The organism is Paenarthrobacter sp. 4246 (genome assembly GCF_040546855.1).
In the GTDB taxonomy this organism is placed as follows: domain Bacteria; phylum Actinomycetota; class Actinomycetes; order Actinomycetales; family Micrococcaceae; genus Arthrobacter.
Genome location: NZ_JBEPOP010000010.1, coordinates 170,025 through 185,053, shown reverse-complemented (window position 1 = coordinate 185,053; position 15,029 = coordinate 170,025). Strand labels below are relative to the sequence as shown.

The 15,029-nt window shown below is 63.5% G+C and carries 14 protein-coding genes; 10 read left to right on the top strand and 4 right to left on the bottom strand.

The window, feature by feature from the left end; translation table 11 throughout:
• The 9 genes from ABIE35_RS18240 to xerD all read left to right on the top strand — a co-directional run.
• On the top strand, nt 1-1,527 hold a 1,527-nt coding region (locus tag ABIE35_RS18240), incomplete at its 5' end, for a hypothetical protein (RefSeq protein WP_354517113.1).
• Entirely contained in the window at nt 1,520-2,506 is a 987-nt protein-coding gene (locus ABIE35_RS18235; protein WP_354517112.1) for an HAD-IIA family hydrolase, read from the top strand. The genes ABIE35_RS18240 and ABIE35_RS18235, both read left to right, overlap by 8 nt.
• A 9-nt stretch (nt 2,507-2,515) precedes the next feature.
• Nucleotides 2,516-2,818: a hypothetical protein gene (locus ABIE35_RS18230; protein ID WP_354517111.1), complete on the top strand. Its 303-nt coding sequence runs from the start codon at nt 2,516-2,518 to the stop codon at nt 2,816-2,818.
• A 3-nt stretch (nt 2,819-2,821) separates the two neighbouring features.
• A complete protein-coding gene (locus ABIE35_RS18225) occupies nt 2,822-3,634 on the top strand; it encodes a TlyA family RNA methyltransferase (RefSeq protein ID WP_354517110.1) in 813 nt (270 codons plus the stop codon).
• Nucleotides 3,635-3,647: 13 nt separating this feature from the next.
• On the top strand, nt 3,648-4,679 hold the full coding sequence (locus ABIE35_RS18220; RefSeq protein ID WP_354517109.1) for an NAD kinase: 1,032 nt from the start codon (nt 3,648-3,650) through the stop codon (nt 4,677-4,679).
• Between the two features lie 3 nt (nt 4,680-4,682).
• The gene (recN, locus tag ABIE35_RS18215) at nt 4,683-6,422 is read left to right on the top strand and encodes a DNA repair protein RecN (RefSeq protein WP_354517108.1); all 1,740 of its coding nucleotides are present in this window, start codon (nt 4,683-4,685) and stop codon (nt 6,420-6,422) included.
• Nucleotides 6,423-6,552: 130 nt separating this feature from the next.
• Nucleotides 6,553-8,298, top strand: coding sequence for a CTP synthase (pyrG, locus tag ABIE35_RS18210; RefSeq protein WP_207597079.1), 1,746 nt, complete (start codon nt 6,553-6,555; stop codon nt 8,296-8,298).
• A gap of 27 nt (nt 8,299-8,325) precedes the next feature.
• A complete protein-coding gene (locus ABIE35_RS18205) occupies nt 8,326-8,988 on the top strand; it encodes an NUDIX domain-containing protein (protein ID WP_207597080.1) in 663 nt (220 codons plus the stop codon).
• A 2-nt stretch (nt 8,989-8,990) separates the two neighbouring features.
• Nucleotides 8,991-9,950 carry a site-specific tyrosine recombinase XerD gene (gene xerD, locus ABIE35_RS18200; RefSeq protein WP_354517107.1) on the top strand — a complete coding sequence of 320 codons (960 nt, stop codon included), beginning with the start codon at nt 8,991-8,993 and terminating at the stop codon, nt 9,948-9,950.
• Nucleotides 9,951-9,982: 32 nt separating this feature from the next.
• On the opposite strand, the gene ABIE35_RS18195 is transcribed toward xerD, so the two are convergent.
• A complete protein-coding gene (locus ABIE35_RS18195) occupies nt 9,983-10,741 on the bottom strand; it encodes a hypothetical protein (RefSeq protein ID WP_354517106.1) in 759 nt (252 codons plus the stop codon).
• Nucleotides 10,742-10,797: 56 nt separating this feature from the next.
• Between ABIE35_RS18195 and ABIE35_RS18190 the strand changes: the two genes are divergently transcribed.
• Nucleotides 10,798-11,337, top strand: coding sequence for an 8-oxo-dGTP diphosphatase (locus tag ABIE35_RS18190; RefSeq protein WP_354517105.1), 540 nt, complete (start codon nt 10,798-10,800; stop codon nt 11,335-11,337).
• 40 nt (nt 11,338-11,377) lie between these two features.
• Here ABIE35_RS18190 and ABIE35_RS18185 read toward each other — a convergent pair whose 3' ends face one another.
• From ABIE35_RS18185 to ABIE35_RS18175, 3 genes are all read right to left on the bottom strand, one after another.
• Nucleotides 11,378-12,517 carry a bifunctional 2-methylcitrate synthase/citrate synthase gene (locus ABIE35_RS18185; protein WP_354517103.1) on the bottom strand — a complete coding sequence of 380 codons (1,140 nt, stop codon included), beginning with the start codon at nt 12,515-12,517 and terminating at the stop codon, nt 11,378-11,380.
• 76 nt (nt 12,518-12,593) lie between these two features.
• Entirely contained in the window at nt 12,594-13,499 is a 906-nt protein-coding gene (gene prpB, locus ABIE35_RS18180) for a methylisocitrate lyase (RefSeq protein WP_354517101.1), read from the bottom strand.
• On the bottom strand, nt 13,500-15,020 hold the full coding sequence (locus ABIE35_RS18175; protein WP_354517099.1) for an MmgE/PrpD family protein: 1,521 nt from the start codon (nt 15,018-15,020) through the stop codon (nt 13,500-13,502).
• Nucleotides 15,021-15,029 lie beyond the last annotated feature (9 nt).

The window sequence follows — 15,029 nt, the reverse complement described above, 5'->3', positions numbered from 1 at the left end:
CGTGATGGTGAGCGTCGTCCGTTCAACAACGACCGTGGCGACCGTAAGCCCTTCGGCGACCGCGGCGACCGTCCGGCCCGTGATGGTGAGCGTCGTCCGTTCAACAACGACCGTGGCGACCGTAAGCCCTTCGGCGACCGCGGCGACCGTCCGGCCCGTGATGGTGAGCGTCGCTCCTTCGGTGGTGACCGCGATCGTAAGCCTTTCGGCGACCGCAATGATCGTCCGGCCCGTGATGGTGAGCGTCGCTCCTTCGGCGGCGACCGCGACCGTAAGCCCTTCGGCGACCGCAATGATCGTCCGGCCCGTGATGGTGAGCGTCGCTCCTTCGGTGGTGACCGCGACCGTAAGCCTTTCGGCGATCGTCCCGAGCGCGGTCCGCGGAACTTCGACGGTCCCCGTCGCGACAACGATGACCGTCGCCCGTTCAACAACGACCGCGGCGACCGCAAGCCTTTCGGCGACCGCGGCGACCGTAAGCCCTTCGGCGACCGCAACGACCGCGGTAACTCCTGGGAAGAGCGTCCTGCCAGGGTGCCCAACGCCAAGGACATCCGCAGCTCCAACCGTCCTGACCGTGAGCGGTCTCCCGAGATCGATGAGGACGTTACGGGCAAGGAACTCGACCGCGCCACGGGCCACCAGATCAAGACTCTCGAGGAGCAGAGTGCTGGTTGGGTCGCCAAACACCTGGTCATGGCTGGCCGCCTGATTGACATTGAGCCCGAGCTGGCTTTCCAGCACGCGCTGGCTGCAAGCCGTCGTGGCGGACGCCTTTCGGTTGTTCGTGAAGCTGTAGGCCTGACTGCCTACGCCGCGGGCCACTATGGAGAGGCCCTTCGTGAATTCCGGACGTACCGCCGCATCAGTGGTTCCAATGTGCACCTGCCTGTGATGGCTGACTGCGAGCGAGGCCTCGGACGTCCGGACCGTGCGCTGGATATGGTTCGTTCTCCAGAAGCCCAGGACCTCGACGCTCCGGGCAAGGTGGAGTTGGCGATGGTGGCTGCGGGTGCCCGAGCGGATCTAAAGCAGTTTGATGCGGCTGTCACCGAACTGGAGATTCCCCAGTTGGACATCAACAGGGCCTTCTCTTACAGCCCGCGGCTGTTCCGTGCTTACGCTGAAGCGCTCACCGCGGTGGGTCGCACCGAGGAAGCAGACAAGTGGGCCCGCCAGGCTTTGGTGGCTGAGAATGCTCTGGGCGTCGGCGATTTCGCTGAACCGGAGATCCTTGATCTCGGGTGGGATGAGCAGGAAGAAGCAGCCGCGCGCAAGCCGCGCTTCGTCAAGTCGGCTCCGGAGTCCGACGTCGTGAATCCTGAGACCGAATCGGTTATTGCCGAGGCCGCAGCCGCTGACGTTGAGCACGATGACGTTGAACTTGATGACGCAGAATCTGACTACTTCGAGTCGAACGACGCCGAGTCGGACATCGACTCCGCAGAAGAGGACGCTGAGGAAGAGGAAGCAGAAGCCAAGGAAGAAGACGCCGAGAACCAGGGTTCTGACTCCCAGCATGGCTGATTCACTCATCTCCTTGTTTGATGCCGTCCTCTCGGATCTGGACGGTGTGGTCTATGCAGGACCGCACGCCATCCCGGGGGCGGTGGAGTCGTTGCAGCGACTTGAAACCGTCGGCGTAGGGCTTGGTTACGTAACCAATAACGCCTCCCGCACCCCGGCCCAGGTTGCTGCGCACTTGCGTGAACTCGGTGCGCCGGCGGAGGACCATCAAGTGGTCAGTTCCTCGCAGGCAGCAGGGGAGCTTCTGGCTTCGATGTTGCCTGCGGGGGCCCATGTGCTCATCACCGGCAGCGCAGCTCTGGCCCATGAGATCGAATTGGTGGGACTCAAGCCGGTACACAGTGCCGCTGAATCCCCGGTTGCTGTGGTCCAGGGATTCAACCCTGAGATTGGTTGGAAGGATCTCGCGGAGGCCTCGTACGTAGTGGCCGGTGGAGCCATGTGGTGTGCCACCAACACAGACATGTCCATACCGCAGGCACGAGGCATGGCACCGGGCAATGGGACGTTGGTTGCTGCTGTGGCGGCTGCCACGGGAAAAACTCCCTTGGTGGCAGGTAAGCCCGAAGCACTGCTTTTCCATGCGGCAGCAAAACGGTTGAACGCCGATCGTCCGCTGGTTGTGGGCGACCGTCTGGACACAGACATCCTGGGCGGCAACCGTGCGGGATTTGCGACGGCGGCCGTTCTCACCGGCGTGGACACCACCCACACCATCCTTGCGGCGCGGACCGACGAGCGCCCCACGTACCTTTTGGCCGACTTGGAGGGCCTTTACGCGCCCTATCCTGAGGTCATCAGCGACGACGGAACCTTCCGTTGCGGTTCAGCCTCGGCGGTCGCCGGGGACGGGACCGTCACGGTCACGGGCGCTGAGGACGACCTCGACGCTTGGCGCGCGGCTTGTGCCGCGTGGTGGGACAGGTTCCCCGAAATGCCCGTGGCGCAAGCGCCGCAGGTGGAATGGCGAACTCACTAGACTGGTGCGATGACCGAGCCCATTAACGTATCGGCGTCCGCACCACAAGGCCTCGCGGACCACGACGGCCACGTGACTGAGCACGCGGAGCCTGCGCGCCCGGAGGTCCAGTGGCCCGATGCAGCCAGCCCTACGGGGGACCCGCTGGTGGACAAGGCCCTCGGCGTGCTGGACAAGGTGCCGGTGACCCCAGTGGCAGAACACGGGGACCTGTACGCAGCCATCCATGACTCCTTGCTGGAGGCCCTGGACGCTGAACCCGGTCTCCCTGCCGCGCCACAAAGTACTCCCCGCCCGGAAGGCGACAGCTAGCATATGGCACGACTCGACCAGGAACTCGTCACCCGTGGGCTGGCGAGGTCACGCACCCATGCAGCAAAACTCATCAGCGATGGCAAAGTCAGCTCCGCGGGGACTGTCCTCGCCAAAGCCGCACTCCAGGTGGACCCGGCTACGGACTTGGCCGTAGAGGCCCACCTTGAGGACATTTACGTCAGCCGCGCCGGTCATAAGTTGGCTGGCGCGCTGGAGGCGTTTCCCGCCGTCGTGGTTGCCGGGAAGCGGTGTCTCGACGCCGGTGCCTCCACAGGTGGCTTCACTGACGTCCTGCTGCGGCAAGGGGCGGCAAAAGTGGTGGCGGTGGACGTAGGACACGGGCAGTTGGTGCCACACCTGCGCGATGACCCCCGTGTGGACGTCCATGAGGGCATGAACGTCAGATACATGTCCCCGGAGCAGATCGGTGGGCTCGCAAACCTGACGGTTGCGGACCTATCCTTCATTTCGTTGACCCTGGTGGTGGCGCCGCTGGCTTACTGCACCGAACCCGGCGGGGACATGGTCTTGATGGTCAAGCCGCAATTCGAGGTGGGCAAGGAACGGCTGAGCCGAACCGGTGTGGTGTCATCGGACCATGAACGACGCCGGGCCGTTGCCCAGGTGGCCCGGGCGGCGGTGGATGCGGGGCTTGTCCTGATGGACCTTGCCGCCAGTCCGTTGCCTGGCCAGGACGGAAATGTTGAATACTTCCTGTGGATGAAGCGCGGGATGTCCGCGGTGTTGCCTAAGATCGAAGAGCGGGACGGGGACGTTGCTGCATTGATCACGAAATTCTGGCCAAACCACTAGAAAGCAGAACCCGATGAGCAGGCGTGTACTTGTCCTTGCCCACACAGGGCGGGAAGAATCGCTCCGCGCAGCGTGGGATGCCTGTACGCAACTGCATTCCTCCGGCTTGGTTCCTGTGCTGCAGAAGTCTGAACTGGCCGATATTGAACGTTTTTTCGGTGCGTTGGATACACCCATTGAGATCCTCAACGACCACGTCAACCTGGAGGACGTGGAGTTGGTGATGGTCCTGGGTGGGGACGGAACCATCCTGCGGGCCGCGGAACTGGTGCGTGAGGTGGACGTCCCGTTGTTGGGCGTGAACCTGGGGCACGTGGGCTTCCTTGCTGAAAGCGAGCGTGCCGACCTGGCCCAAACAGTCGAATGGATCGCGAGTCGCCAGTACACGGTGGAAGAACGCATGACCATCGACGTCCAGGTGTGGGTCAAGGGCCAGAAGATTTGGCACACGTGGGCGCTGAACGAGGCTGCCATTGAAAAGGCCAACCGTGAGCGCATGCTGGAAGTGGTCACGGAGGTGGACGAGCGCCCTTTGACGTCCTTCGGCTGTGACGGCGTGGTCCTCGCAACTCCCACAGGTTCCACCGCTTACGCATTCTCCTCGGGAGGGCCTGTGGTGTGGCCGGAAGTGGAAGCCCTGGTGATTGTTCCGATCAGTGCCCATGCCTTGTTCGCCAAGCCATTGGTGGTATCGCCGAGGTCCAAGCTGGCCGTCGAAATCATGAACCGGACCGAAGCCATCGGTGTCCTTTGGTGCGATGGTCGGCGTTCGGTGGACCTGCCGCCCGGGGCGCGTGTTGAAGTGACCAGGTCAGCCACTCCGGTGCGGTTGGCGCGCACCCACAAAACACCCTTTTCTGCACGACTCGTCCGCAAGTTTGAACTCCCCATCCACGGCTGGCGTGGACCGGCTCCACGGAGCGGGGAAGTCCACACGGGCCCTCTTCCGGTCATCCGGACCCTTTCACCGGCTCCGTTGCCCAGTCCTCGGGACATAGACGGTCCCCGGGACGGTGACCCTTCCGACCCCACGAATGCGAAGTGAACCATGCTTGAAGAACTCCGAATCCGTGACCTGGGCGTCATCACCGATGCCGCCCTGCCGCTGGGCCCTGGCCTGAGCGTCGTCACCGGTGAAACCGGTGCTGGAAAGACCATGGTGGTGACCGCCGTCGGGCTCCTTCTAGGTGCCCGATCAGATGCAGGTGCCGTCCGTAGCGGAGCCAAGTCGGCGTCCGCTGAAGCGGTGTTGAAGCTCGATCCGGCGCACAGCGCTGTTGAGCGCGCCAAGGAGGCAGGCGGTGAGGCGGAAGAGTTCGACGGCGTTGCTGAGCTCCTGCTGGCCCGTACCGTGGGTGCCGATGGGCGCAGCCGTGCCTACGTTGGCGGGCGCGCCGCGCCTGTCGGGGTGCTGGCTGAACTGGGAGAGAGTCTGGTGGTGGTCCACGGACAGTCGGACCAGATCCGGCTCAAGAGCGCCACTGCGCAGCGGCACGCCCTGGACCGCTTCGCCGGTGCACCCCTTGCCAAGACGCTGGGGGAGTACCAAGAGCTGTACAACCACTGGAAGAACATCCAGTCCGAACTCGAAACGCTGCGCAGCGAAGCGCGGGAGCGGCTGCGGGAAGCTGAGTCCCTGGATGCCGCGCTGAAGGAAATCGACGAGGTGGATCCCCAGCCAGGGGAGGACGAGACACTCAAGGCCGAGGCGGTGAAGCTCGCCAACGTCGAAGAACTCCGGTTGGCCGCAGCGGCAGCCCATGAGTCCCTCATCGCCGAGGAATTCGGGGACGCCGGCGACGCAACCACCATGGTGGATGCTGCCAAGAGGACGCTTGAGCATGTTGCCGAGCACGACGAAGAGCTGCGCTCCGCCGCTGCCCGGCTCGCGGAGGTCGGGTTCCTCCTCAACGACATTGCAACAGAGCTGTCCAGCTATCAGGCCGCCCTGGATACTGAAGGTCCGGAGCGCCTCTCCGAAATCGAGGAGCGCCGGGCCGCACTTGCCAAGTTGATCCGCAAATACGCCCCAAGCATTGATGAAGTGCTGGAGTGGGCGGCGACAGCCAGGACCCGGCTGGACGAGCTTCAGGATGATTCCAGCCGCATCGAGTCCCTGGATGCTGAGGTGGCTTCGACGGAAGCCACTCTTCGGAAGCAAGCAGCGGCTATCTCCAAGGCCCGCCTCAAAGCTGCCAAGGACCTCTCAGCCCGGGTCAGTGCTGAGCTCAAGGCGCTGGCGATGGCTGACGCCACGCTGGTCATTGAGGTCGATGGCAGTGGATCGTTGGGCCCTTGGGGCACCGACGAGATCGCCTTCCTTCTCCAGCCGCACTCCGGGGCTCCAGCCCGGCCTCTGGGCAAGGGAGCCTCGGGCGGTGAACTGTCGCGGGTGATGTTGGCTATCGAGGTAGTTCTCGCTGCGGTAGATCCGGTGCCGACGTTCGTGTTCGATGAGGTGGACGCGGGCGTGGGTGGCCGGGCCGCCGTCGAAATTGGCCGGAGACTGGCCATGCTTGCCCGGCACGTCCAGGTGCTGGTGGTAACTCACTTACCGCAGGTTGCTGCCTTCGCCGATCAACACATCCGAGTGACAAAAACCTCCGTGCGCGGTGCTGACGGTAAGACAACCACCGGATTCACCTCCAGCGACGTACAGCTGCTGAGCGACGACGAGCGGGTCAAGGAGTTGGCCCGCATGCTGGCGGGGCAAGAGGATTCCGAATCGGCTCAGGCCCACGCCCAGGAGTTGCTGGACGATGCAAAGCTCCTGCCGCAGCGCGCTTAATGCTGTTGGCCGGAATGCGAGCACCATCACATCGGCACACTTAATCCCGCCCGGCTCTTGCTTGGAATGCGGTGGTGAGCAACTATTGACCATTTGGGGAATCCGAACAGACGCTGGGAAGGCGTAATTGATGATAAGCTCGAATTCCGTGGTGCAGCGATCAAATTCCCGTGTAAATTCCCGGTTCCCGGGCTCGTCCAAGACGACCAAACACATCTTCGTCACCGGTGGTGTGGCGTCCTCGCTCGGTAAGGGTCTGACGGCTTCCAGCCTCGGTCACCTGCTGCGGGCACGCGGTTTGTCTGTAACTATGCAGAAGCTCGATCCCTACTTGAATGTGGATCCGGGCACGATGAACCCCTTCCAGCACGGCGAAGTATTCGTGACGGACGACGGCGCCGAAACCGACCTCGACATCGGACATTACGAGCGCTTCCTCGACGAAAACCTCGAAGGTTCGGCCAACGTCACAACGGGCCAGATCTACTCCACCGTCATCGCCAAGGAACGTCGCGGCGAATATCTTGGAGACACCGTCCAAGTCATTCCCCACATCACCGATGAAATCAAGCGCCGCATGCGCCTGCCTGCAGAGGGCAAGAACGCTCCGGACGTCATCATCACCGAAATCGGTGGCACGGTGGGCGACATCGAATCGCAGCCGTTCCTGGAGTCGGCCCGCCAGGTCCGTCAGGATGTTGGCCGCAACAACGTCTTCTTCCTGCACGTGTCGCTGGTTCCCTACATCGGACCGTCCCAGGAACTGAAGACCAAGCCGACGCAGCACTCCGTGGCAGCCCTTCGCTCCATCGGCATCCAGCCTGAAGCGATCGTGATCCGCTCCGACCGCGAAGTGCCCGACGCCATGCGCGAGAAAATCGGCCGGATGTGCGACGTCGACATCGACGCCGTAGTCAACGCAGCTGACGCCCCCAGTATCTACGACATCCCCAAGACCCTGCACTCACAGGGTCTGGACTCCTACATCGTCCGCGCACTGGACCTGCCGTTCAAGGACGTTGACTGGAGCAAGTGGGACAAACTGCTCGAAGCAGTGCACAACCCCAAGCACGAGGTCGAGGTTGCCCTGGTGGGCAAGTACATCGACCTCCCGGATGCGTACCTCTCGGTCACCGAGGCCCTTCGTGCCGGCGGTTTTGCCAACGAAGCCAAGGTTAAGATCCGCTGGGTCCCCTCCGACGAGTGCGAAACCCATGCCGGGGCCACTAAGGCCTTGGCCGGTGTGGATGCAATCTGCGTGCCTGGTGGCTTTGGTATCCGCGGCCTCGAAGGCAAGCTCGGCGCCTTGAAGTTCGCTCGTGAGTCCAAGCTCCCGGTCCTTGGTCTGTGCCTCGGCCTGCAGTGCATGGTGATCGAGTACGCCCGCAACGTGGTTGGCCTCGAAGGCGCCTCCTCCAGCGAGTTCGAGCCCGACTCCAAGTACCCGGTCATCGCCACCATGGAAGAGCAGTTGGACATCGTGGAAGGCAAGGGAGACCTCGGCGGCACCATGCGTCTGGGCCTGTACGAAGCCAAGCTGGACGAGGGCTCGGTCATCGCCGAGACGTACGGCACCACCACGGTCAGCGAACGCCACCGTCACCGCTACGAGGTCAACAACAAGTACCGCGACCAGATCGCAGCAGAAGGCCTGGTGTTCTCCGGTACTTCTCCTGACGGCAAGCTGGTGGAGTACGTGGAACTTCCCCGCGAGGTCCACCCGTACTATGTGGCAACGCAGGCGCACCCTGAGCTCAGCTCACGCCCCACGCGCCCCCACCCACTGTTCGCAGGTTTGGTCAAGGCTGCCTTGGAGCGTCGCGAAGGTGCCCCCGTGGCCACCAAGACCGGTGCCCGCACAGTAGCTGCCAAGTAAACGCTAGTACTAACGAAGGACGGCGCGATGCCCGGAATTTCTGAAACCCCCCGCACATCAAGGCAGGTTTCGGACATGCCGAGCCCGCGCCGTCTTTTGTCTACCAGCAAGGTGTACGAAGGCCGTATTTGGGACGTTGTCAGCGACTCGTTCCAACTCAGCGACGGCACGGACACCCTTGTTCGTGACTACATTGACCACCCAGGCGCAGTAGCTGTGCTCCCCATGAACGTGGATGGCGAGATCCTGCTGCTGAAGCAATACCGGCATCCGGTGGGCATGGACCTGTGGGAAATCCCGGCCGGCCTTTTGGACGTCGAAGGCGAAGACTTCGTAGTGGGGGCGGCCCGGGAGTTGGCGGAGGAAGCTGACTTGGTCGCGGCTACGTGGAACGTCCTGGTGGACTTCTTCAACTCACCCGGTTCGTCCAGCGAAGCAGTCCGCATCTATTTGGCGCGCGGCATCAGTGACGTCCCCGTGGCGGACCGGCACGTCCGCACCGATGAAGAGGCCGAAATTGAACTCCACTGGGTGCCGCTCGATGACGCCGTGAAGGCAGTGCTGGAAGGCCGCCTGCACAATCCGTCGGCGGTGCTGGGCATCCTGGCGGCCGCAGCTGCGAAAGCCGATGGGTTTACGGGGCTTCGTCCCGCCAACGCGCCGTGGCCGGCTCACCCAAGCCAGCGCTGAGCATGGCCGAGGCTGCCACCAGAACCCCCACTGGCATTGACCGCGCAGTAACCGACTACTTGCAGCATGTCGGTGTGGAGCGCGGCCTGGCAGCGAACACCCTTGCGGCGTACCGCAGGGATTTGGCGCGGTACTCCAACTTCCTCACGGGTCAGGGCGTGGAACGGCCTGGCGACATCACCCGGCATCATGTGACCGCCTTCGCCCAGGCGTTGTCGGATGGAAGCGATGGCGCCGCTGTGCTGGGTGTCCGCTCCGCTGCGCGAACGGTGGTGGCGGTCCGCGGACTTCACAAATTCTGGGCACTTGAAGGAACCACGACGGCGGACCCCGCCAGCGATGTTCACCCGCCCATGCCGGGCAAACGGCTTCCCAAGGCAATCAGCGTCGGCGAGGTCACGCGGATCCTGGAAGCTGCGGGAGCCGATTCGCCCACAGGGCTCAGGGATCGTGCTCTCCTTGAATTCCTCTACTCCACCGGTGCCCGCATCAGCGAAGCAGTGGGGCTGGACGTGGATGATATCTCCCTCGAAGACACAGGTGGCGATCCTGCGATCGTCAGGTTGTTCGGCAAGGGCTCCAAGGAGCGGTTGGTGCCCCTCGGCTCCTACGGAGCCCGCGCCGTCGGAGCTTATGTTGTCCGAGGCAGGCCGCTGCTGGCATCCAAAGGCAAAGGAACGCCGGCGCTGTTCCTCAACGCCCGCGGAGGCCGGATCAGCAGGCAGAGCGCCTGGACCATCCTCAAAGCGGCGGCTGAGAAAGCCAACATCACCAAGGACGTCTCGCCACACACACTTCGCCATTCCTTCGCCACCCACCTGCTGGAAGGCGGAGCTGACGTCAGGGTAGTGCAGGAACTGCTGGGGCATGCCTCGGTGACCACCACCCAGGTTTACACCTTGGTCACCGCAGACACCCTGCGCGAGGTCTATGCGGCGGCACACCCAAGGGCTCTGGGCTAAAAGGGCGCAGGGCCAGGAGCGCGTTCGGCGAACTACCCGAGCACGTTCAGCGTCAATTCCACGGCGTCCACGAACAGTGCCAACAGCGACGTCCCCAGGCCGGCCACCAGCAGGAGCCCCGGATGTGCCAGGCCAACTACAACGCGTTTGAGCCGGGGCCGTCCCTTGAGGAACTTCTGGGGAACCCGGGTCTTCACCGGCACCTGCCGCCAGCCGCGCAACCGCCGCAGGAACCACGCACAGCGCACAATGAAGGCCATCCAGAGGATGGAGAGCACCAATGGAACGGCAGCCAGCATAAGGTTGAAGCCCAACGCCGTAACTTCCTTTTCGGAATCGCCGATCACAGTCTGGACGGTGGTGGAGATGGAAGCGCTCATCACCACTGAGGCGGCCCACACCATGAACGCCGCCACGAGCGCCAGGAACCGTACAAAAAAGTGACCCAGTACTGTTGCATCCACTGCTCTGAGATGGCTGCGCGGCGTGGCATGCAGCACCATCAGCGTGGAGATCAACGTGGGCAGTGCTGCCACGAGGACCAGTAGGTACCAGGTCCATCCGGCCAGGTCCACCACTTCGTCCAAAACGATCAGCCCGGCCCACACCACGGTCCAGGCCCACCCTGCATAGAGAGGGTGGGCCACCAGCCAACGGGGTAGCCATGGGTCCCGTTCGGGCGTGGCTTTTGTGGCTGTTTCGGCAGCCGTGCTTCCCCCGACGGACGGAGGATCTGCAGCGTCGTCGACGGCGGCCACATTCGCTGGCCGGTTACCCCCACCTTCAGTCATGGGCTCACTGTAGCAATGGCGGCAGTGGCGGGGGAGATCAGGTTAAGGTAGGCAGCATGACTGCAGCCCATGTGACCTTGTGCTTCCTCCTTCGCGACGGCGCGGACGGCCAGCACGTCCTCCTCGGCACCAAGAAGACTGGCTTCGGTAGGGGCAAGGTAGTGGGGGTCGGTGGGCACGTGGAGCCGGGGGAGACCGCCTCCCAGGCCGCATGCCGGGAGGTCATGGAGGAAATCAACGTAGTGGTTGCACTGGAGGACCTGGTTCCGGCGGGCACTGTTGACTTTGTGTTTCCTGCAAGGCCGGAATGGAACATGGCCACCACTGTGTTCCTGACCCGTACGTGGGAGGGGGAACCGTCGGAAAGCGACGAGATTGCCCCCGCATGGTTCCCGGTGATGCAACTCCCCGTAGACCGGATGTGGGCAGACGCCGAACACTGGCTGCCGGCCATGATTGCCGGCCAGCGCATTGCCGTGCGGGTGGCCTTGGCAGCAGATAACGAAAATGTGGCTGACGTCCACACCACTGATTGGGTGGAGCAGCCGAAGCAAGAACGTGGAAAGAACGACGCCGGGCCGGTCGCCTTTCGGTGACCGGCCCGGCGTCGTACGTCTCTTCGACTAACCGGAAACGTTAGGGAACGTGCCGTTCTTCCGGTCCGTTGTATTCGCTCAGGGGACGGATGAGGGAGTTGGAGGCCACCTGTTCCATGATGTGGGCGGTCCAGCCGGTGATGCGGCTGGCGACGAACAGCGGGGTGAACGTCTGGGTGTCGAAGCCCATCAGGTGGTAGGTGGGGCCGGCCGGGTAGTCGAGGTTGGGTTTGATGGCCTTGGCCTCGTCCATGGCCTGCTCCAAGCCGTTGTACAGCCCCAGAAGTTCCGGGCGTCCGTAGTGGGCGATCATCTTGTCCAGGGCGGCCTTCATGGTGGGCACGCGGGAGTCGCCGTGCTTGTAGACACGATGTCCGAATCCCATGACTTTCTTCTTCTGGGCCAGGGCGTCGTCCATCCATGCCCGGGCACGGGTGGCGGCTTCCTCAAGGGACTCTTCGCTGCGGATGCCGATTTCATCGAAGGTGTGCATCACTGCCTCGTTCGCGCCACCGTGCAGCGGACCCTTGAGGGCGCCGATCGCGGCGGTCACCGCTGAGTGCAGGTCAGCGAGTGTGGAGGTGACCACGCGGGCGGTGAAGGTGGAGGCGTTGAAGGAGTGCTCCGCGTACAGGATCATCGAGACGTTGAACGCCTCCACCACTTCGGGCACCTGTTCTTCGCCGAACGTCATCCAGAGGAAGTTGGCCGAGTAGTCCAGGTCCTCGCGCGGTTCCACGGGTTCCTGGCCGCGGCGTCGGCGTTGGTCATAGGCAACCACGGAAGGCACGGCAGCCCAAAGGTCGATTGCCTTCTTCATGTTTGCTTCGGGTGATGAGTCTTCAGCCAGTTCATGCCGGGCGCCGAGCACGGATGCTGCCGTGCGGCACACATCCATGGGGTGGGCGCTGGTGGGAAGGGCGTCTATCACCTGTTTGACCACGGGGTCCAACGCGCGGCCGGCGCGTTCCCGGGCAGTAAACTCAGCCAGCTCTGCGTCGCCCGGCAGTTCGCCGTTCCATAGCAGATAGGCGACCTCTTCGAAGCTGCATTTGGCGGCCAGTTCCTGGACCGGATACCCGCGGTACAGCAGCGAGTTGGTGTCCGGGTTGACCTTCGAGACGGCGGTGTAGTCCACGACGACGCCGGCCAGGCCCTTTTTGATGTCAACAGCTGCCATGCTGCTCTCCTTCGTTCATTATTCAGGCGCACCGGTGATTCCGGAGTGCCTGCTTTCCCCTTGATGAATCCGGTACCTAGCGGACGCCAGGAACCTGGAAGTTAAAAACGCCGGTATCGAATTGGTTGTATGCCTCGTAGTCGACGAGTTCGTAGAGGCGTGCACGCGTGAGCATGTTTTCCACTTCCGCCTCTTGGGTCCCCGCAGCCCTGATCGATTCCAGAGTACGCTCTGCAGCGCCCATGGCAATGCGGAGGAGGGTGACGGGGTAGATGGCCATGTTCACCCCGACTCCCTGGAGCTGGTTGACGGTGAAGAGCTCGCTTTTGCCGAACTCGGTCATGTTGGCCAGAATGGGCACGTCCACGGCGTCACGGATGGCTTGGAACTCGCGCAGATCACGCATGGCTTCGGGGAAGATCGCGTCGGCGCCGGCGTCTACCAGGGCTTTGGCGCGGTCCTGAGCGGCCTGGATTCCCTCGACGGCGCGGATGTCGGTACGGGCCATGATGAGGAAGTTCGGGTCCCGGCGGGCGTCTGCTGCGGCGCGGATGCGTTTGGTAGCCGTGTCGATGTCCACCACGTTCTTGCCGTCCAGGTGACCGCAGCGTTTCGGGTTGAACTGGTCCTCGATGTGGCAGCCGGCCAGGCCGGCGTTCTCGAGTTCCTGGATGGTGCGGGCCACGTTCATGGGCTCACCGAAACCGGTGTCGGCGTCCACCAGGGAGGGAAGGTCCGTCATCCGGGCGATCTGCCCCGCCCGGGTGGCTACCTCGGTGAGGGTGGTCAGGCCGATGTCCGGCAGGCCAAGATCGTTGGCCAGGACGGCGCCGGAGATGTAGACCCCGGCGAAGCCTTTTTCCTCGATCAGCCGGGCCGAGAGCGGGTTGAACGCTCCCGGAAACTGCTGCACGGTCCCGGAGGCCAGCAACTCCCGCAGATTGACCCTCTTCTGTTCGGGGGTGACTTTGGAGTACAGCATTTAGAACAGTCCCTTGGGTGCGTTGCTGAGGTCGATGACGCCGGGTGCTGCGGTGATGTTCAGTTGGTCCAGTTCGCCTTCGCCGAGTTCGGTGACGCGTTCGACGGCGGTGAGGAACCTTTCGATTTCGGTTTCCTCCACGAGGCCGGCTGCGAGGGTGCGGAACTTGTTGACGTATTGCTCGCGGGCGAACGGCCGGGCGCCGAGGGGGTGGGCGTCGGCTACGGCGATTTCGTCGGTGATGACCGTGCCGTCGGTGAGGGTGATCTCCACGGAACCGCCGAAGGCCTTCTCTGCGATATCCAGGGAGTGGTACCGGCGGGTCCATTCCGGGTCTTCGACGGTGGTGACCTTGTGCCAGAGTTCCACGGTGTCCGGGCGGGCAGCGCGCTCTGGGGCGTAGGAATCCACGTGGTGCCAGGCTCCGTCCTGCAGTGCGACGGTGAAGATGTACGGGATGGAGTGGTCCAGGGTTTCGCGGGACGCGGTGGGAGAGTACTTCTGGGGATCGTTCGCGCCGGAACCGATCACGTAGTGGGTATGGTGGCTGGTCTTGATCAGCACGGATTCCACGTTGGCCGGGTCCGTGGTTTCGGGGTGTTCGCGGTTGAGCTTGCGGGCGAGGTCGATCCACGCTTGGGCCTGGTACTCGGCGGAGTGTTCCTTGGTGTACGTGTCCAGGATGGCGCGCTTGGCTTCACCGGGCAGCGGCAGCGGAACCTCGTAGGAGGCCTCCGGACCGTCGAGCATCCAGGCGATGACGCCGTCTTCACCTTCGTAGATCGGCACGGGGGAGGTCTGGCCGCGCATGGAACGGTCTACCGCTTCGACGGCCATCTTGCCGGCGAAGGCCGGAGCGTGGGCTTTCCAGGTGGAGATTTCGCCCTTGCGGGACTGTCGGGTGGCGGTGGTGGTGTGGAGGGCCTGGCCTACGGATTGGAAGATCGTCTCAACATCCAACCCCAACAACGTGCCGATACCTGCGGCGGCGGAGGGGCCGAGGTGGGCGACGTGGTCGATCTTGTGTTTGTGCAGGCAGATGGCCTTGACCAGGTTCACCTGGATTTCGTAGCCGGTGGCGATGGCACGGACCAGGTCGGCGCCGTTGGAGCCAACGTGCTGGGCGACGGCCAGGATCGGCGGGATGTTGTCGCCGGGGTGGGAGTAGTCCGCGGCCAGGAAGGTGTCGTGGTAGTCGAGTTCGCGCACGGCCACACCGTTGGCCCAAGCGGCCCACTCGGGGGAGACCTGCTCAGTAATACCGAACACGTGGGCGCCCTTGCCGTTGGCGGACGGGGAATGGGTCAACGCCTGCGCGCGGGCCGCGACGATCGGTGCCCGGTTCAACGAGGCGATGGCCACCGAAGCATTATCGATGATCCGGTTAATCACCATGTCAGTGACTTCGGGGGTGACTTCGACAGGGTCGGCGGCGACCACGGCGATCTTGTGTGCCAACTGCTCCTCACGGGGCAGGTTCTCCTCGGACTTGTAAACGCGGACGTGGTTGTTCTTAACCATGATGCTCCT

Bases quoted from the DNA above. Each gene is read 5' to 3' on its own strand.
- ABIE35_RS18175 (WP_354517099.1), bottom strand. From the start codon at position 15,020: ATGGTTAAGAACAACCACGTCCGCGTTTACAAGTCCGAGGAGAACCTG.
- ABIE35_RS18195 (WP_354517106.1), bottom strand. From the start codon at position 10,741: ATGACTGAAGGTGGGGGTAACCGGCCAGCGAATGTGGCCGCCGTCGAC.
- ABIE35_RS18225 (WP_354517110.1), top strand. From the start codon at position 2,822: ATGGCACGACTCGACCAGGAACTCGTCACCCGTGGGCTGGCGAGGTCA.
- prpB (WP_354517101.1), bottom strand. From the start codon at position 13,499: ATGCTGTACTCCAAAGTCACCCCCGAACAGAAGAGGGTCAATCTGCGG.
- ABIE35_RS18205 (WP_207597080.1), top strand. From the start codon at position 8,326: ATGCCCGGAATTTCTGAAACCCCCCGCACATCAAGGCAGGTTTCGGAC.
- ABIE35_RS18185 (WP_354517103.1), bottom strand. From the start codon at position 12,517: ATGGCAGCTGTTGACATCAAAAAGGGCCTGGCCGGCGTCGTCGTGGAC.
- recN (WP_354517108.1), top strand. From the start codon at position 4,683: ATGCTTGAAGAACTCCGAATCCGTGACCTGGGCGTCATCACCGATGCC.
- ABIE35_RS18230 (WP_354517111.1), top strand. From the start codon at position 2,516: ATGACCGAGCCCATTAACGTATCGGCGTCCGCACCACAAGGCCTCGCG.
- xerD (WP_354517107.1), top strand. From the start codon at position 8,991: ATGGCCGAGGCTGCCACCAGAACCCCCACTGGCATTGACCGCGCAGTA.
- ABIE35_RS18190 (WP_354517105.1), top strand. From the start codon at position 10,798: ATGACTGCAGCCCATGTGACCTTGTGCTTCCTCCTTCGCGACGGCGCG.
- pyrG (WP_207597079.1), top strand. From the start codon at position 6,553: ATGATAAGCTCGAATTCCGTGGTGCAGCGATCAAATTCCCGTGTAAAT.
- ABIE35_RS18235 (WP_354517112.1), top strand. From the start codon at position 1,520: ATGGCTGATTCACTCATCTCCTTGTTTGATGCCGTCCTCTCGGATCTG.
- ABIE35_RS18220 (WP_354517109.1), top strand. From the start codon at position 3,648: ATGAGCAGGCGTGTACTTGTCCTTGCCCACACAGGGCGGGAAGAATCG.